The organism is Flavobacterium sp. AC274 (assembly GCF_979258275.1).
In genome coordinates, this window is record NZ_OZ409852.1 from 2,054,716 (window position 1) to 2,074,824 (window position 20,109).

Annotated in this window: 10 protein-coding genes; 5 read left to right on the forward strand and 5 right to left on the reverse strand. The window is 35.1% G+C overall.

Features of this window, described 5'->3' with window-relative positions; all coding sequences use genetic code 11:
• Window positions 1-133: 133 nt before the first annotated feature.
• The 5 genes from ACZZZT_RS09680 to ACZZZT_RS09700 all read left to right on the forward strand — a co-directional run bounded on the left by ACZZZT_RS09680 (window position 134) and on the right by ACZZZT_RS09700 (window position 9,169).
• Window positions 134-2,410, forward strand: a complete 2,277-nt coding sequence (locus ACZZZT_RS09680; protein ID WP_463460201.1) for a GH92 family glycosyl hydrolase — start codon at window positions 134-136, stop codon at window positions 2,408-2,410.
• Window positions 2,411-2,492: 82 nt separating this feature from the next.
• The gene (locus ACZZZT_RS09685; RefSeq protein ID WP_463462407.1) at window positions 2,493-4,763 is read left to right on the forward strand and encodes a GH92 family glycosyl hydrolase; all 2,271 of its coding nucleotides are present in this window, start codon (window positions 2,493-2,495) and stop codon (window positions 4,761-4,763) included.
• Window positions 4,764-4,767: 4 nt separating this feature from the next.
• Window positions 4,768-6,228 (forward strand): glycoside hydrolase family 125 protein, encoded by a 1,461-nt coding sequence (locus tag ACZZZT_RS09690; RefSeq protein WP_463460202.1) that lies wholly within the window; start codon window positions 4,768-4,770, stop codon window positions 6,226-6,228.
• A gap of 111 nt (window positions 6,229-6,339) precedes the next feature.
• Window positions 6,340-7,242 carry an ROK family protein gene (locus ACZZZT_RS09695; protein ID WP_463460203.1) on the forward strand — a complete coding sequence of 301 codons (903 nt, stop codon included), beginning with the start codon at window positions 6,340-6,342 and terminating at the stop codon, window positions 7,240-7,242.
• A gap of 346 nt (window positions 7,243-7,588) precedes the next feature.
• Window positions 7,589-9,169 carry a T9SS type A sorting domain-containing protein gene (locus ACZZZT_RS09700; protein ID WP_463460204.1) on the forward strand — a complete coding sequence of 527 codons (1,581 nt, stop codon included), beginning with the start codon at window positions 7,589-7,591 and terminating at the stop codon, window positions 9,167-9,169.
• 208 nt (window positions 9,170-9,377) lie between these two features.
• Here the strand turns inward: ACZZZT_RS09700 and ACZZZT_RS09705 are convergent, their stop codons facing one another.
• The 5 genes from ACZZZT_RS09705 to ACZZZT_RS09725 form a co-directional block, all read right to left on the reverse strand.
• Window positions 9,378-12,143, reverse strand: a complete 2,766-nt coding sequence (locus ACZZZT_RS09705) for a M16 family metallopeptidase (RefSeq protein WP_463460205.1) — start codon at window positions 12,141-12,143, stop codon at window positions 9,378-9,380.
• Between the two features lie 46 nt (window positions 12,144-12,189).
• Window positions 12,190-14,451 carry a Gldg family protein gene (locus ACZZZT_RS09710; RefSeq protein WP_463460206.1) on the reverse strand — a complete coding sequence of 754 codons (2,262 nt, stop codon included), beginning with the start codon at window positions 14,449-14,451 and terminating at the stop codon, window positions 12,190-12,192.
• A gap of 11 nt (window positions 14,452-14,462) precedes the next feature.
• A complete protein-coding gene (locus ACZZZT_RS09715) occupies window positions 14,463-15,410 on the reverse strand; it encodes an ABC transporter ATP-binding protein (RefSeq protein ID WP_073395305.1) in 948 nt (315 codons plus the stop codon).
• Window positions 15,411-15,473: 63 nt separating this feature from the next.
• On the reverse strand, window positions 15,474-16,844 hold the full coding sequence (locus ACZZZT_RS09720) for a RagB/SusD family nutrient uptake outer membrane protein (protein ID WP_463460207.1): 1,371 nt from the start codon (window positions 16,842-16,844) through the stop codon (window positions 15,474-15,476).
• 11 nt (window positions 16,845-16,855) lie between these two features.
• On the reverse strand, window positions 16,856-20,095 hold the full coding sequence (locus ACZZZT_RS09725) for a SusC/RagA family TonB-linked outer membrane protein (protein WP_463460208.1): 3,240 nt from the start codon (window positions 20,093-20,095) through the stop codon (window positions 16,856-16,858).
• Window positions 20,096-20,109: the final 14 nt, after the last annotated feature.

Genomic DNA, 20,109 nt, shown 5'->3' on the forward strand with positions numbered 1-20,109 from the left:
GGTTCAAAGGCAAAAACTTTGCGAACCTTGCGGTTAAACCTATGTTCAAAGAATTAAAAAAAATCCGTTAGAATCCGCCAAAATCCGTGTCATCCGTGGCCCAACACACAAGTAAAATAAAAAATATAGAATAATGTTTACAAAGTATAACAAAACAGTCTTTACCAGTATTTTAGCGATAAACCTATTTTTTGCAAATCCCGCAATTTCACAGCAAAAGAAAGCAAAAGAAAAAAATATCGATTACACGCAATACGTAAATCCGTTAATAGGTTCAGCAGGTCACGGTCACGTATTTGTTGGCGCCAATGTTCCTTTTGGGGCCGTTCAGTTAGGACCCGTAAACATTTTTGAAGGCTGGGATTGGTGCAGCGGTTACAACTATGCCAGTAATACCATTTTAGGTTTTACGCACACGCATTTAAGCGGAACCGGAATTGGTGATTTAAACGATATTCTTTTACTTCCAGTTTCAGGGAAAGTGCCGCTTTTTAAAGGCACAAAAGAAGATATGGTAAACGGTTATGGTTCTTATTTTTCTCATGAAAATGAAATAAGTAAACCCGGTTATTATAGTGTTTTATTAGATAAATATAAAATCAAGGCAGAACTAACGGCCAGCGAAAGAGTTGGTTTTCATAAATATACTTTTAACGGTGCTACAGATTCCCATGTTTTATTAGATCTTGCAGATGGTTTAGGATGGGATAAACCCGTAAAAACTTTCATTAAAAAAATAAACGACAAGACGATTGTTGGCTATCGTTTCTCTTCGGGATGGGCTGTCGATCAGCGTGTTTATTTTGCGATTGAATTCTCTGAATCAATTGCAAACATGACATTATACGATGATAAAACAGCTGTTACAGGAAACGAAGGCGAAGGTTTAAAAATGAAAGCAGTTTTAGATTTTACGTCTTTAAAAAACAAACAGGTTTTAGTAAAAGTTGGGATTTCCCCGGTAAGTTACGAGAATGCATTAGCAAACATAAAAACCGAAATTCCGAATTGGGATTTTGATAAAACAGTCAAAGAAGCCACCTCAAAATGGAACAATGAATTAAGCAAAATCCAGATCAAAGCCAATGATAAAACGATGAAGGTTTTTTATACTTCATTGTATCACACTGCATTTGCGCCTTCTATTTTTAATGATGCAAATGGAGATTACAGAGGAACAGACAAAAAGGTTTGCGAAAAAGCCAATTTTACCAATTACACGACTTTTTCACTTTGGGATACTTACAGAGGTTTACATCCTTTGTACACCATTACACAGCCGGATAAAATTAATGACATCGTAAAATCATTTTTGGCAATTTACCAACAGCAGGGAAGATTACCCGTTTGGCATTTAATGGGCAATGAAACCAATACCATGAACGGAAATCATTCGATAGCAGTAATTGTAGACGCCTATTTAAAAGGCTACAAAGACTATGATACTAATTTAGCCTACGAAGCCATCAAAAAAACGGCGATGCAAACCCGTGACGGAATGGATTATGTTCAGAAATTAGAATATATTCCTGCTGATAAAATGCTGGAATCTGTTGGAAACGCTTTAGAATATGCTATCGATGATTACTGTGTAGCGCAAATGGCAAAAGCCTTGAACAAGACGGAAGATTATACTTATTTTACAAAAAGAGCCAATTTATACAAACTTTATTTTGATAAGGAAACTACTTTCATGCGAGGAAAATTAACCGATGGAAATTGGCGAACACCTTTTAACCCGCTTTCATCGGCACACCGAAAAGACGATTATGTAGAAGGAAATGCGTGGCAATATACCTGGCTGGTTCCTCAGGACCCATATGGTTTAATTGATTTGTTTGGAAGCGAAACTAAGTTTTTAGAAAAATTAGATCAATTATTTTTGATAACAGATAAAGTAGAAGGCGAAGAAGTTTCTCCGGATATCAGTGGCTTAATCGGACAATATGCACAAGGAAACGAGCCCAATCATCATATTCCGTATTTGTATGCATACGCAGGCCAGCCTTGGAAAACTGCAAAATTAATTCGCGAAATTGATGATAAATTTTATTCGACAAAACCAGACGGATTATGCGGAAATGAAGATTTAGGGCAAATGTCGGCATGGTATGTTTTATCTTCAATGGGATTTTATTCTGTTAATCCTGCAAATGGAATTTATGTTTTGGGAAGTCCATTGGTAAACGAAGCTACAATTCATCATAAAAAAGGCATTTCATTTACATTGAAAGCAATCGATAACAATGCCACAAATATCTATATTCAAAAAGCAGAATACAACGGAAAACCGTATGCAAAATCGTATATCACACACGATATGATTGCGAACGGAGGAGAATTGAAATTATTTATGGGAAGTAAACCTTCGTCGACTTTTGGAGTTAAAAAAGAAGACAGACCTCAATAATTGTAGATTTAAGAATTCAGTATCATCTCCTACAAGGTTTTGAAAACCTTACAGGATAATAAAAATAGTAGATGAAAATAACATATTTATTTTTTTGGCATTATTGCATTGCTTTACAGTAAATTCTCAGGATAAAATTCAGGATCCCGTAGAATATGTAAATCCATTAATGGGAACACAATCGTTACCCAATCTTTCAAACGGAAATACCTATCCCGCTATTTGCAGGCCTTGGGGAATGAATTTCTGGACGCCGCAAACCGGTAAAATGGGAGACGGATGGGCGTATACGTATACTGCCGAAAAAATTAGAGGATTTAAGCAAACGCATCAGCCTTCGCCGTGGATGAATGATTACGGACAATTTTCGATCATGCCCGTAACAGGCAAAATAGTTTTTGACGAAACAGAAAGAGCAAGTTGGTTTAGCCATAAAGCTGAGGTTTCAAAACCATATTACTACAGCGTTTATCTTGCTGATTATGATGTTACAACAGAAATTACAGCAACAGAAAGAGCAGCACATTTTCAAATTACATTTCCGGAAAACGAGAAATCATCTATAGTTGTTGATGCTTTTGATAAAGGATCTTACATCAAAATAATTCCATCAGAAAATAAAATTATAGGTTATACAACACGCAATAGTGGCGGAGTTCCAACGAATTTTAAAAACTATTTTGTTTTGGTATTCGACAAACCATTTACATCTAATTATACTTGGCATGATAAAATTTTAGAAAAAGATAAATTAGAGAAAACTAATATTCATGTGGGTGCAATAGTCACTTTTAAAACCAAAAAAGGAGAAATAATAAATGTAAAAACAGCTTCATCATTTATTAGTCCCGAACAAGCGGAATTGAATTTAAAGAACGAATTAGGAACATCATCATTTCAGGAAACTTTAGAAAACTCTAAAAAAGAATGGAATACTGTTTTGAGTAAAGTTAAAGCCGAAGGTGGGAGTGAAGAACAATTAAAAACATTTTATTCCTGTTTATATCGCGCGACTTGTTTTCCTCAAAAGCAATACGAAATTGATGCTAATGGTGATGCTATTCATTACAGTCCATACAACGGCAAGGTTTTACCGGGCTATATGTACGCAGGAACAGGATTTTGGGATACTTTTCGTGCTCTTTATCCATTGCTAAATTTGGTTTATCCTTCGATAAATAAGGAAATGCAGGAAGGTTTAATTAATGATTATAAAGAAGGCGGATTTTTGCCCGAATGGTCAAGTCCCGGTTTTAGAAATGTGATGGTTGGAAATAATTCGGCATCTGTAGTTTCTGATGCTTACATGAAAGGGTTGCGTGGTTATGACATCAATAAATTGTATGAAGCCTTAGTACACGGAGCCAACAACGAAGGACCGATGGATGCTGTGGGCAGAAAAGGAGTTTCGTATTATAATACATTAGGTTATGTTCCGTATAATGTAAAAATCAACGAAAATGCTGCCAGAACGCTTGAATATGCTTATGATGATTTTGCGATCTGGAAACTGGCAAAAGCCTTAGACCGTCCAAACAAAGAGATTAAGTTATTCGAAAAAAGAATGATGAATTATAAAAATCTTTATAATCCGGCAATCGGATTAATGAGCGGAAGAAATCTGGACGGAAGTTTTCCTACCAATTTTAATCCGCTAAAATGGGGAGATGCTTTTACAGAAGGAAATGCCTGGCATTATAGCTGGAGCGTTTTTCATGACATACAGGGTTTGATTGATTTAATGGGCGGCGAGAAAAATTTCACAGCAAAATTAGATGCTGTTTTTACAACGCCTCCGGTTTTTGATGACAGTTATTACGGATCTGTAATTCATGAAATCCGAGAAATGCAAATCATGAATATGGGGCAATATGCGCACGGAAACCAACCCATTCAGCATATGATTTATTTGTATAATTATGCAGGAGAACCGTGGAAAACACAATATTGGTCCAGAGAAGTAATGAATCGTTTATACAAACCAACACCGGATGGATATTGTGGAGATGAAGATAACGGACAAACTTCGGCCTGGTATATTTTCTCTGCAATAGGATTTTATCCGGTTTGCCCCGCAACAGAAGAGTATGTTTTAGGAGCACCTTTGTTTAAAAAAGTGACCTTACAACTAGAAAACGGAAAACAGTTTATTATCAACGCTCCCGATAATTCTGAAATTAACCGATATGTCGAAGAGTTAGAATGGGGCAATAAAAATTATTCCAATAATTATATCAACCATTTTGATGTATTAGAAGGCGGCGAATTAAATTTCGATATGACAAGTTCTCCTAATTTAAAAAGAGGAACTTCAGCAAAAAACTATCCTTATTCTTATTCAAATTCAAAATAATAGTATGCACTCACGTAGAAAATTTATAAAAAATACAGGCATTTTTTCTGCCGGATTATTGGCACTTCAAACCGATGTTTTTGCACTTCCGTCAGATACTTTCAATTTTGCACTTAAAGATTTTATCAGCAAAAGGCCTCCATTGGCAGAAAGGAAATTTACAAGCGAAGCTGTAGAAAAAGCAATTGTCCGCATCAAAAAACAAATTGCCAATCCGGAGCTTGCGTGGCTGTTCGAAAATTGTTTTCCAAATACTTTAGACACCACAGTTGATTTTGAAATTATTGATGGAAAACCCGATACTTACGTCATTACCGGCGATATCGATGCGATGTGGCTTCGGGATAGTACTGCTCAGATTTGGCCGTATATTCCGTTTGTAAAAGAAGATAAAAAACTGGCAGAATTGGTAAAAGGCGTAATCAATCGTCAGGCGAAATGTATTTTATTAGATCCTTATGCCAATGCCTTTTATAAAGATTTTACAAAAGAAAGCGAGTGGAAAAATGATTTAACCAAAATGCAGCCCGGTATTCATGAACGCAAATGGGAAATAGACAGTTTATGTTACCCAATTCGCCTGGCGCATGGCTACTGGAAGGAGACTGGAGACATAAGCTTATTTGATAGTAAGTGGAAAGAAGCCATGCTTTTGGTATTACAAACATTTAAAGAACAGCAAAGATTAGATGGGAAAGGTCCTTATAGTTTTCAGCGTCAAACAGCGTGGGCAACAGATGGCGTTCCGTTAGGAGGATACGGATATCCTGTAAAACCTTGCGGACTAATTGTTTCGACTTTCAGACCAAGTGACGACAGCACTTTATTTGGCTATTTAATTCCGAGTAATATGTTTGCGATTGAAGTACTTGGATATCTGATCGAAATTTTCTCTTTGCCAGCCTTAAAAGATGATAATCTGGTTGCCAAAGCCAAAGAACTAAGAGCTCAGGTTCAGAAAGGATTAGAAGAAAACGGAATCATCGAACATCCAAAATTTGGAAAAATAATTGCTTTTGAAGTAAACGGATACGGCAGTTTTCATATGATGGATGATGCTAATGTTCCTTCGTTATTGTCATTGCCTTATTTAGGTGCGATTGAACCAGATAATCAGCTTTATTTGAATACCCGAAAAGTAGTGCTTTCAGAAAACAATCCGTTTTTCTATAAAGGAAAAGCAGGAGAAGGAATTGGAGGTCCGCATACGGGAGTTGATACGATTTGGCCAATGAGTATTGTTTTAAGAGCCATTACAAGTGTAGATGAAAAAGAAATCAAAATGTGTATCAGCAATTTGATAAAAACCAATGCTGATACCGGTTTTATGCACGAATCATTTCATAAAGATGATGTTGCCAAATTTACCCGAAAATGGTTCGCGTGGGCAAATACACTTTTTGGAGAAATGATTGTTCACACGAGCATCAAATATCCTCAGATTTTAAAAGACAAAAACATTTAATTAAAAAATATTAAACCATTAAGAGATTAAGAAAAATTAAGGAATTGTACTTGATTTAATTCTATGTGTCTTGATTTTGTTAATCTCTTAATGGTAAAAAAATACAAAAGCATGAATAAAAACTACGCTGTAGGAATAGATATTGGAGGAACACATATTACCGCTGCGGTTATCAATATTTTAGATATGAAAGTGATTGACCTTTCGCTGCATAAAGAATGTTTCGATTCTAATATGCCGGTTGAAAAAGTCATGGCTGTCTGGAAAAAAGCAATTGAAATTTCGATCAGAAATTCTAAGGTAGAAAATATAAAAGGTCTGGCGATTTGTATGCCCGGTCCGTTTGATTATGAAAGCGGAATCTGCATGATAAAAGACCAATCAAAATACGAACATTTTTACGGTTTAAATGTGCGTGATTTGCTTCATGAAACACTAAATCTTTCAAGCGATTTTCCGATTCTTTTTGAAAATGATGCTGTTTGTTTTGGTAAAGGCGAAGTTTTTAAAAACTCTGAAAATCTTTCAAAAAAAGTAATGGCAGTAACCCTTGGAACCGGGTTTGGCGCTTGTTTTATTGATAAAGGAGTTTCGATTTCTACCGGAGAATCAGTTCCTCAGGATGGAGAAATCTGGAATCTTCCTTATAAAAACGGAATTGCCGAAGATTACGTTTCGGTTCGCGGACTTTTAAATAATTACAAATCGTTAACCGGAAAAAAACTGAATAACGGCTTAGAACTTTTTAATTTGGCTGTAGCCGAAGATAAAATTGCCATACAGGTTTTTGAAGAAATGGGTGAGGATCTGGCTTTGGTTGTACTTTCGTGGTTAGAAAAATTTGAAGCAGAAAGTTTTATCATTGGCGGAAAAATAGCAAATGCAAGTGAATTTTTCCTGAATTCTTTCAACAGAAAATTAAAAGAAAACAACATTGAAATCAAAGTTTCTATTTCTGCAGATAATGAAATTGCAGCATTATTGGGAGCTGCGAGTTTGCTTTATAATTCATAATTTTTCTCTAGGTTTACTTTGTAAATAAAATGTGCCACAGATTACAAGATTTCCACAGATAAAAACACTTTAATCCCTTAAACTATTGATAATAAGAAAAGTATGTAATGGAAAAAACTGAAAAAACAGGAAATGGAAAAAATTGGCTCAAAATTATTATTGATAATTTGATTGATTTTATTTTAATGTGGAAATAATAAGCTGTCTGCTAGCGGTAATTATCAATAATCTTATGTCTGTCGCTTCAACATCAATTAGGATAATGAGTATAATAGGACTAAATTAGCCATCGAAAAAAGTCGATATCTCAATTTTCACCTAAAATTAAACCTTAAAAAACTATTGAATGAAAAGAGCTTTACCCATTTTTGGCACGCTAGTGCTTTTATTATTATTTTCAAATACAGTATTTTCTCAGGCAGGAACACTTGATGCAACATTCGGGAACGGAGGTAAAGTGACTACATTTACCGGAATTCCAGGAGTTCCGGGAAACAACCTGGTAAATGATTCGGTTTTACAATCTGACGGGAAAATCATATTAGCAGGTAATAGCAATTCGTATGCTGACGGCTCTGCTTTTTTACTTGCCAGATATTTACCAAACGGAGCGTTAGATACCACATTTGGAACTGGCGGATATGTAACAACTTTAGTGGGAAATCACTGTACAGGACAAAGTGTAGCTTTGCAAACGGATGGTAAAATTGTTGTTGCGGGCAGCACTTATGTTCCATCACAAGGTGCAGTTCGAACTGATATCATGATTGTAAGATATAATGAAAACGGAAGTTTAGATACAACTTTTGATACTGATGGTATTAAAGTTGAAACCATGGATTATTCACAATCTGTAAATGCATTATTAATTCAGGCAGACGGTAAAATGGTTGTTGGAGGTTCATTTGAATCTGTAGATAATCCTGCATTTGCTACCTTTGGCTTAGCCAGATTTAATACAAACGGGAGTTTAGATCAAACATACGGCGTTAGTGGATTTGTATTTACTCCTGACCTTTCGGGTGGAGAAATAATGGACATGAAATTTGCTGACAATGAAAATATTATAGCCGTAGGAAGAAATAATTACGGACCTGATTGTGTTGTAGGAAAATATAATGCTAATGGTGAGATCGTAACGAGTTTTGGACCAAATGGAACTGGACTTATTGAAGAAGATTATAGAATAATTGCATTATTGTACAAATGTGTAATTTCAAAAAACAATGATATTTATATTGGCGGTGCATCCTTTGACGGGGTAAAATATTCTGCTTTTATATCAAAATATTCTGCAAGTGGTATTGCCGATAACTCATTTGGAGTGAATGGTAAAATTTTAAGAGATTTTGGCAATAATATAGCAAGTTTTGCAAACGATATTACAATCGATCACAATGATAATTTACTTGTAGGATATGGAGTAGGATTAACAAGTGATTATAATTTTGGTATAGAATCCTATAATTTGAGCGGAGTCTTAAATACTTCATTTGGTACAAATGGTTATTTTATGACTAATTTTGGAACAGGACATGATTATTTTGAAACGATGCTTGTTCAGCCAGATAATAAAATCGTTATGGCTGGAAATAAAGGCAGTTTTGTTTTAGCGAGAATAAATAATACAACAGTATTATCAACAATTGATTTTGCTAAAACGGAAAATAAGATCAATATAAGTCCAAATCCTGTAAATGATTATCCAACTTTAAATTTAGAATTAAAAGAATCTACTAATTTAAGCGTTGATTTATATGATGTTAAAGGAGTTTTAGTTTCTAATTTGGTTAAAAATAAAAATTATAGCGAAGGATCGAATACCGAACAATTAGATTTATCCAATAAAAACTTATCAAAAGGAATTTACTTTCTAAAAATAAATGGTAATGGAAAAGCTGCTAAAACGATAAAAATTGTAAAATAAAAATTAGATTTTATTCAATTAATCGATGCACCGTTCCATTAAGGTTTCTAGTGTAAAGCGCAAATGTCTCTGACTTTGCGCTTTTTTATTTAAATGAATCGCGCATTTACGTCAATTAAATCAAGCCAGAAAAGGCTGCCTGGCAAAAGGCAACCTTTAATGACTAATAAAAAATAAAAAGTATTCTAAAGTTCTTATTTTTCCGGATTTACCTTTCCGGATTCATAATTACCTCAACACTATTAGAACTATCCAAAATTTGCTTGCTTAACTGCTGAATAGTTTTCTGATTAATTTTAGAAATTAAAATTTTATAATCGGCGTCCTGTAAAAACCGAACCTGATTCATTGTAATATTATAGATTTTATCACTCCAGAAAGAATTGGTTTTCATTGATTCTTCTCTGTTTTTCAAAAGCGCTTTTTTAATGTCTTCCAAGTCATTTGCATTAACCGGTTTCGATTTTAAATCATTGATTTCCTGCCATACAATTTGCATTAATTTCTCTTGTTTGTCAGGGTTACAATCAAAACTCAAAGAAAGATCAAATGCTTGTTTTGGTGTTGTCAAAAGACTTCCGCTCACATTTACGCCATAACTTCCGCCTTCTTCCTCGCGAATGGTCTGCAAAAAGCGTTTCGAAAGCAATTCGCCAATCACATACATACCCAATGCATTTTCTTCACTGTATTCCATTTTACCGGTTATACTCAAATAGGCTGTGGTTTTTGCCACTTCCATTGGACGTTTAAACACTACTTTGGTTTTTCCTTTGGCAGGTTCTATATTATGATCTTTAAAAGTTTCTGTTGCAGCGGGATTGCTTTTAATATTTCCGATATATTTCTGAATTAAACCTAAAGCCGAATCCGGAATGTTTCCAACAAAAACAAAAGTAAAATCAGCAGCGTTATTGATTCTCTGTTTATAGATTTGCTCTGATTTTTTCAGGTCAATATTTTTTAGAAATTCTTCATTAAAAAGAAAAGTTCTGGGATTATGGTTTGAATTCGCCAATGCAACCGTATCATTAAAAGCGTTGTCATTATCTTTTTTAAGATTTTCTAAACGGTTTTGATATTGCGATTTTAAAATCTCAAAAATAGTAGGATCAAAACGCGGCGCTTCAAAAGAAAGATACAGCAATTGCAGCATCGTTTCAAGATCAGCCTGATTGCTACTTCCTTGAAAACCTTCGGTGTTGTCTGTAATAAAAGGTGAAGCCTGAGCTACTTTTCCGGTTAGTTTTTCTTTTAATGCCGTAATGTCAAAATTGCCCAATCCGGAAGATCTTGCCAATGTGGTTGCAATTTCTGCAGAGGCCAAATCTTCTGTTTTTACCAAAGATTTTCCACCTTTTCCAAAAGCACTAAATACAATCTGATCCTGAGAGTAAGTGGTTGGCAAAATAATTATTTTGGCACCGTTTTCAAGCGTATAACCTTTTGCTTTGTCTATTCCGGCAATTTCAAACGTACTTTTAACAGCGACAGGTTTTAGGTCTAAAGCAATTAAGGGTTCTTTGTTTTCTTTTTTTGAATATGGTTCCATAGTACTGTTTTCGACCTTTTTCATTATCTCAACAACAGCTTCTTTTTTAGGGAATTCATTCTGATCTTTATCAGAACCGCTAATTAAAACGACCTGATTATTAGGCTGCTGAATGGTTTTCGCGTAAGCGTTTAATTCTTCCAGCGAAATGTTTTTTAGGATCCCAACAATAAGATCATAATCATCTTCAGGCGAAAGAAAAGGTTTTGCTTTCAGGAAATAATTGGTCAGTTTATCGGCCCAATCATCGCTGTTTACTTTGTCTTTATTTTTAATGAAATCATCATAAGAGCTTATAAAATTTTTCTTGGTTCGCTCCAATTCTGATTGAATTGCGCCGTATCTTTTCATTCTTTCGGTTTCGGTATACACTTCTTCAAAAGAGGCCAATACTTTTCCTTTTTTGGCTAAAGCCGAAATATTAAAAGAAGTGTTTAATCTTGAAATTGGTTCAAAATAGGTTTTTAAACTCAAACTCGAATTTTGGTTTTTCAGTAATAATTCTTTCAAACGATTGTTCAAAATACTAGTGTACAAAGAATTCATAACGTTTTTTCTGGTAACCGAAACATCTTTTACCAATGGTTCATCGAGAACATATTGCAACGTAATGCTGGTTGATGAAGCTTCTTTATCAGTAGCGATGCCAAAATACAATTCGTTGTGTTTCGGAATATCAAAATACTTTCTTTCGGCCACTTTTTTAGCCAGCGGAATAGTCGAAAATATGGTTTTAACTTTTTGTTCAATAGCTTTTACATCAATATCTCCTACAATAATTACAGCTTGTAAATCCGGGCGATACCATTTTTTGTAATAATTTCTAAGTTCTTCGTATTTGAAATTATTAATGATGTTTAAATCGCCAATAACATCTCTTTGCGCATATTTTGAACCTTTGTATAAAAACTGATCCGTTTGACCTTTTAGACGAAAATCGCTTGTTCGTCTGGTTCTCCATTCTTCTCTGATTACACCTCTTTCGGCATCTATTTCTTCATTTGTTAATGAAAGAGAACCGGACCAGTCGTGCAATACCCAAAGTGTAGAATCGATAAGCGTTTCATTATTTACCGGAACGCCGCTAATGTTGTAAACTGTTTCATCCTGAGCAGTATAAGCGTTAATGTCTTTACCAAAACTTACGCCGTCTTTTTCGAGCATTTTGATAATTCCTTTGCCTTTAAAATGTTCTGTTCCGTTAAAAGCCATGTGTTCTAAAAAGTGTGCCAATCCGTTTTGATTGTCTTCTTCGAGAATGGCACCCACATTTTGAACAAAGTAAAAACTGGCGCGGTCTTTTGGTTCTTCGTTGTGCAGAATATAATAGATTAAACCGTTTTTTAGTTTGCCGGTTGTTACATTTTTATCCAGCGGAATTGTGGTTTTGAACTGAGCCAATGCGCCTTGAAAAGATAACACTAAAAGTCCAATGATGATATTTTTTTAGTATTCATTTTGTTGTTTTTTATCTTCTGTTTCTTCTAATTAATATAAAAGCGCCAGTTGCTATTATCAATAACGGAAATAGAGCAATGAAGGTAATTTTAGTGATAAAAACCTGATTTGTACTTGCAATTATTTTATTATCTGTAGATTTAGGACGTGTGGTATCAATAGGAAATTCGTAATTGCTGAACCACGTAAAAACATCGGTAAAAAACTGAAACGTTCCTGATTGCTGACGGCCTAATTCGGCGTTGCCCATAAAATCGGCATCTCCGGCCACAATTATTTTTTGCGATTTACCGTTAATATTTCTCGTTAAGGCTACAACAAGCGGCACAGCTTTAGTCGATGGCTGCTTCTTTAAATCTTGAGAAATGGAACTAATTCCTGCTGGAGATTCCCAAACCGGCTGACTGTTTGTTTTTAATAACGGCGTCACTTTAAATCCGGCATCTTTTGCAGTAATGATTCCGCTGCTTCCCAAAAGAGGAATTGTATATTGACTTTTATGTAATTTAATAACCGTTGTGTCAATTGTTTTTTCAAATTCAGTAACGAGATAATCCGGCGCATTTGTTTCGCTTTCCTGAACAAGTGTTTGTTTGGTAAAACCTAAACCTAATTTAGCTGTAATTGGGGTTAACGCTGTGTTGGTTTCAGGTTCTGCCAAAAGCATTACGTTTTTTCCCTGATCGATATATTGGCTGATGCGATCAATGGCTCCCTGACTTAACTGCGTTTTGGGATCGGCAACAATTAAAATATCAGTTTGTTGCGGAATATTCTGTGCATTAATATCTACAGAAGCAACATCAAATCCCTGATTGATTAAAGAGTTTCTGAAGGTTATTTCTTTGAAACCTATTTTGTAATTTTTGTCTCCATTTTTTTCAATGCTTCTTTCCATGTTTCCTGTAGCAAAAACAATTTTTACGGGAGTTGTAACCAAACGTTTTAATGAAGCTGAAATTTCTTTTTCAAAAGGAATTTTAAACATGTCATCGTACATACGTAAATACGTTTTCTTTCCGTTGTATTCAACCGTTCTCACAACTCTGTTTTGTTCTGGTTTTAAGTTGATTATTTTGTTTATTTCGTCAGGAGAGTATAATTTTTTTAGTTTTATATCCTGAGTTTCCAGCAATTTTTCTGCCAGTTGTTTGTCATTCAATCCCGGATTTTGCTCATACAAGGCTGTGTTTGTAGACGTATCGTAATAATACACATAATCCATTTGTATCTGAGGTAAAAAACGAGAGTATTTGTCAAAACTGGCAAAATCCTGATTTTGAGAATACGGCATACCCATATAATAATTAATATCTAACAGGTTGACATAAGTGGTGATTTTGATAGGCCCGTCGATCTTTTTTACAATTTCCTGACTTGCTTTGGTTAGTGTTCTGTCGTTTGTGCGCGTCATATCTGCATAAAAAGTCAAAGGAGCTCTGGAAGTAATATAACCAAGTGAAAAAATTGCAACGACTAATCCGCTATATTTTAAAACTCTTTTTGAAACAGTCTGAGCATCTCTGCCTGTTTGTAATTTAAAAATACTCAAACCAATAAAAAGCGTACTCACCAAAATAAAGTAAAGCACATCTTTACTCACAATAAGCCCTTCGATCATTTCATTGGCGCGGCCGGAAATAGAAAGGAAATATGTTAGATCTTTGACATAATCAATATCCTGCCATAGTTTGCCTACAAAGTTTAAACCCGCTAAAACTACTAAAGTACTAATGGCAGCCACAACCTGATAAGAAGTAAGACAAGACATGAACAAACCAATTGCAGCGTATGTGCAAACCAATAAATACAAGCCCAAAAGGCCTGATAAAACAAAACTAATGTCTAAATTATCAATACAAAAATAAGCGGAGACACCAATTAAACCCAGAATTGCCATAAATAATAAGCAGTAACCGGCAATGGCGAGGAATTTACCCAATACGATATCTTTAATTTGGATGGGTGATGAAAGTAAAAGTTTGATAGAACCGCTATTGATTTCGCGGCTTATTAATCCCATTGTCAATAGGGGAACATAGAGGTATAAATAATTTTGCATTTCGGTAAAAAGACCACTAAATCCAGAAAATATGACTTGTGTCATGTTATCCATGTTTTGTCCCATTTTTTGACCCTTTTCAAAACGTTCGAGTGTGTCAAAGAATTTCCAGCTCGACTGGATCGAAAATATTACTAAAACAACCCATGCAACAGGCGAATAAAACATGGTGTTGAGTTCTGTTTTAGCGATTCTATATATTGTTTTCATTTGTTTATTTTTTAAGAAGTAGGAGAGTTTTTAGAAGGCGCTTTTTTAGATAATTGTGCAAAAATTTCATCAAGAGAAACTTTCTCGAATTGAATTTCACGCAATTTCCAATTGTTATAAACGCTGAGCGCTACAATTTTTTCGGCAATTTCCTGTGTACCTTCAAAAGTGATCTGCATTTTTTTATCCGAAAGAAAAACAGCATTTAGAACTTCAGGAATATCTTTGATAACCTTAATTTCAGGTGGATTTTCGAAACTAGCCGTTAATGTATTGGCTTCAATATGATTGTTAAAAGCTTCGAGAGAATCTGCAAAAACCATGTGTCCGTTTTCGATCATTCTAATTTCCTGACAGGTTGCCTGAACTTCAGATAAAATGTGAGAAGAGAAGATAACCGCTTTATCTTTTGAGATTTTCTTGATTAAATTTCTAACTTCTAAAATCTGGTTAGGATCCAGTCCGTTTGTTGGCTCATCTAAAACTATTAATTTCGGTTCGTGAATAATGGCCTGTGCAATACCCACACGCTGTCTGTATCCTCCTGATAAATTGCGGATTAAACGATTGCTGAAATGTGAAATTCCGCATTGTTCCTTAGCTCTTTCCACGGCATTTTTTAAATCTTCTTTTTTTACATGACGTAATTCTGCACAATGCGTTAAGTATTCATTTACTGTTAAATCTAAATGCAAAGGTGGCGTTTGAGGCAAAAATCCAATTAGTTTTTTAGCTTCAACCGGGTTTTCTTTTAAATTAATTCCGTCGATAAAAATATTGCCTTTGGTTTGGTTTAAAACTCCGCAAAGAATATTCATTGTGGTCGATTTTCCTGCTCCGTTAGATCCCAGAAGCCCTAAAATCCTGTTTTCTTTGATTTCAAAACTAATATTTTGTATCGCCCAATCCTTACTATATTGATGCGACAAGTCCTCAACTCTTACAATTGTTGTTTCCATAGTGTTTTTTAAAATGCAGGAATGTATTTTTACTGAAAACACATTCCCGCATTATTTTAATATTTAGTATCCTGTATTTTGAATTAAGAAGGGATTCGAACGAATAGCATCTTCGGGAATTGGATATAAATTATCCGTAGATTTCCAGATTTTATCGGCTAAAACAGAAAGTGTTTCATCAAGTTTTCCGGTTCTTTTAAGATCCAGCCATCTGTGACCGCATTCTGCAAAAAACTCACGTTGTCTTTCCAAAGCAATTAAATCTGATAACTGGGTAGGATCTGTTAAAGATGTTGATTCTAATAATGCTCTGTTTCTGATTACATTGATATCTTCCTGAGCGCCAGTAATATTATTTAATTTCACACGGGCTTCTGCTCTTATCAGATAAAGTTCTGCTAATCTTAATATTGTAGAACGCTCTGCAGGAGAATCATTAAAGTTATTTTTGTATTTATAGGGTGCAATGCCTAAAAAGACGCCGGCATTGTTACTGATATCAATTGTCCAGTTTGTTTTTCTGTCATCACCGGTTTCAAAAAGAGCATTCCCTTTTCTTAGTAAAAAAGTACCTCCGGCTGTAAATACAGCAGATCCTTCATAAGTATAGGTAACATTAAAGTACGGTATTTGCAGGATAGCTTCTTCGTTATCAGCAATAAACGGATTGTTGGTATCTGTTAAACCGGTAACGATTTTGTAAGTGTCGCTTTGATTTATTACGGCAGAGGCATGAGCATCAGCTTCATTCCAATTTCCTAAATACAAATTTACTCTTGCCAATAAAGTTTCGGCAGCCCATTTTGTAGCTCTGATTCTTTCGTCATCATAATTGTCATAATTAACCGGAAGATCTTTTGAAGCATCTGTAAGATCAAGAACAATTTGAGTATAAACCGCCTGCTGAGCAGTTTTTGGTGCCAAGGCAGTTACGTCTATATTTGTCGATAATATTAAAGGTACATCACCCCAGATATTGGTTAGGTAAAAATGGGCATAAGCTCTTAAGAATTTTGCTTCGGCAAGCCATTGTTTGCTTTTAGCAGGATTAAGTGTGGTGCTTTTGCTAATTCCTTCTATTACATTATTAGCATTATAAATCGTTTTATAAAATTGGCCCCACATGCTGCTCATCGATCCGTCATTTTCAGGGATTTCGTTAGAGCTGTAAACGTTGGCAATACCTGTTCTGGGAACTAACTCATCTGAAGTTTCGCCAAGAACAGAATGCAGATCATTATAATAAGCAGATTCGACCATGCTTTGGTAAATTCCGTTTACGGCAGCTTCGGCAGTAACATCTGATTGGTATACAGTTGAAGATGATAACTGATTACTTGGCAAATCAACATCTAGTGCATCATCGCAGCCTGTAAGTCCTGCTAAAAGAAAAAACGAAAATATATAGGTATATTTAGTATAATAATTTTTCATGATTTTTAGATTTAAAATGTAAACTGAGTTCCAAGAGTGATTGTACGCATAGGAGGTAAAGCCAAACCTTGCGTTTCAGGATCAAGTCCTTTGTATTTAGTAAAAGTTACCAAATTCTGGCCCTGAAGTGAAATACGAATACTCTGCAGTATTTTTTGCGTAGCAGTATCTAAAGGGATCATGTAAGAAGCACTCACATTTTTAAGTTTGATGTAAGAAGTATCTGTTATAGTGGCAGTAGAGCCTAAATAATTAAAGAAACTATTTTGAAAGCCTGAACTCAAAGCATTTCCTTGTGCCACATAATTATTATATTCATCAACCTGATAATTGCTAATGCTATACGGATAACCCGGTTGTGCCCCAGTAGTAGCCATTAAAGTGGTGCCTTCCTGTTTCACAAACTGAAATAAAAAGTCTAGTGAGAATTTTTTGTAACTAATTGTATTTGAAATTCCTCCATAATATTTAGGATAAGTTGGCCCGTAATATTGTCTGTCTCCTCTGCCAGTCTCAGCAAGTCCATTTGATATTCTGCCATCTCCGTTTACATCTTGAAACTGAGCAATTCCAGCATCATTTACACCTGTAAAAGTGTGTAAATATCGGCTGTTTAATGGTTTTCCAACGATATATTGCGTGTAGTAGCTTGTAAATTCGATACCATCAAATCTGTTCAGTTTATTAGCATTGGTCGAAATATTAAAAGAAGTAGACCAATTTAGATTTTTAGTGTGAATGTTTGTTGTACCAAGAGTAAACTCCCATCCCGTGTTTTCAACCTCAGCCGGTAAATTTGCTGTGTATGATGTAAATCCTGCCTGTGAGCTAAGTGTATATCCCACTAATTGATTGCTGGATGTATTTTTATAATAAGCAGCAGTAAAGGAAACACGATCATTAAAGAAACTTAAATCAATAGCGGCTTCAAATTTCTTGGTTAATCCCCATTTAATGTTTGGGTTTTCAATTCTGGAAGCCATCATAGATGGATTTCCATCACCATAAGTTCGGGTGTCAAAAGTATCGGCATATTGATAATCTGGAATTTCATCGCTTCCTATTTCTCCATAACTCGAGCGGATTTTTCCAAAACTCAATACCGTAATATCTTTCATGAAATTTTCTTCTGTAAAAGCCCATGCTCCACCAATAGAACCAAAATTTCCAAAACGGTTGTTCGCTCCAAAACGGGACGAACCATCTCTTCTAAAGTTGATATTCAAAATATATTTATTGGCAATATTGTAGTTAAGTCTGCTAAAAATAGAAATGTATTTGTATTCTGAACTGCCGTTGTAAACCGTTACATTTTCTGCAGTACCTAAATTTCCAATTAAATTATCCGAGCTATAACCGCTTGAATTTACATAAGAAGGCATTTCAGATTTTCTGTTTTGCCAGGAACCTCCAACCAAAGCAGATAAATTTCCTTTCCATAATTCAGTCGTATAATTCAGCTGAGGTTCTACAGAAAAATTATTCGTGTTATTGGTCGAAACCGTATAGGATCTTGAAAAGTTCAAATCAAAACCGTTAGCTTCTGAATAGGCAAAATTACCAGACGATGCAGGCAAAGTTTGCTTGCTCTGCATTTGGGCTCTTCCGTAACCTAAATCTGTTTTAAAAGAAAATCCTTTTGCAATTTCATACTGTACGCTGAAACTTGTAATCAGGTTTATTCCTTTATCATCGACTCTTTTGCCCAAAGCGCCAATAGGGTTGATGTCGCTAAAATAATCCGGTGACCAGTACAAGCTTCCGTCTGCATTATATAAAGGACGGTTTGGAGCAGTACCCACGGCATAAGTTGTAATATCAAAGAAAGGAAGTTTGTTATTATCTGTAGCAAAAATAACAGAGGCTCCTAATCTCAGTTTTTTATCCAGCGTAGTGTGGTTGACATTAAAGTTGGTAGAAAATTTATTATAACTAAAATCTCCCGGAACTACAGTGGTTTCTTTGTGATAAGCGGCACTTAAAAGGAAATTCGTAGTATCGCTTCCACCTTTTAACGAAGCCGAAAAATTATTAAAGTTTGCTGTCCCTCCAATTAATTTTTCCTGCCAGTTGGTTTGCGCATTCGGATCCCAGTCTGTAAGGGCAATACCATTGCTATCAACATCTGCAACATCTCCATTATTGTTTAAAGCCGTTTGCAGCATATTAAGATAAGCAGGCGTATCTAATGTTTTTACCATGTGCGCTACCTCAGAAACTCCTGAATTGGTAGTTACAGTAAATTCTGTTTCTCCTGATTTTCCTTTTTTGGTCGTAATAAGTACAACACCATTTGCTCCTCTTGAACCGTAAATAGCTGTTGCATCAGCATCTTTCAATATTTCGATACTTTCAATATCATTTGGGTTGATAATGTTAAGCGGACTTGTAGATTTTTGAGCACCTTGTATCACATTATCCTGCTGTACCTGCTCTTTAATATCGTTTCCAATATAAGGAACACCATCTACAATATAAAGCGGAAGATTATTTCCTGCGATAAAATTTCTGCCTCGAATACTAATGTTCATGTCACTTCCTGCATAACCGGAAGTCTGCGTAACAAAAACACCCGGAGTTCTTCCCTGCAATGTTTGCAAAAGATTCGTTACCGGCTGTTTTTCAATGTCTTCAGAAGTTATTTTAACTACAGATCCAGTTGCTGTTCTTTTAGTAGTTGTTCCATAACCAATAACTACAATCTCGTCTAGTTTAGCTAAATCGGGCTGCATTTTAATGGTTACAGATACTTGGTTTTCAACAGTAATATCCTGAGATTTATATCCTAAATAAGATACCCTCAAAACGTGTTTTCCAGAAGGCAACTCAATATAAAATTGTCCGTCAAAATCGGATATTCCCTGTTTGTTTCCGCCCAAAAGTGTAACGGTTACGCCCGGCAATGGCAGACCATTTTCATCCAGTACTTTTCCTGCAAGCATATAATTTGCTTCGGCAGTATTTTCTTTTACTGAATTGGTTTCTGTTTTGCTGCTTTCTTTTCTGTAAATCACAACATTTTTATCTACCTGTTTATAGACAAGGTTACTGCCTTTTAGTACATAATCGAGAATGTCGCTTACAGATCTTCGTCCTTTTGGTGTATTTATTTTCGGAAAATCTTTAATAATCTGCGGTTGATACGCAAAAAGCAATCCTGTTTTATTTTCAATATTTTTAAATAAAGTCTTTATATCCTGGTTATGAAGCTCAATATCAACAGATATCGATTCTAAAGACTGACCGTTCATTTCATTTGCGAAAA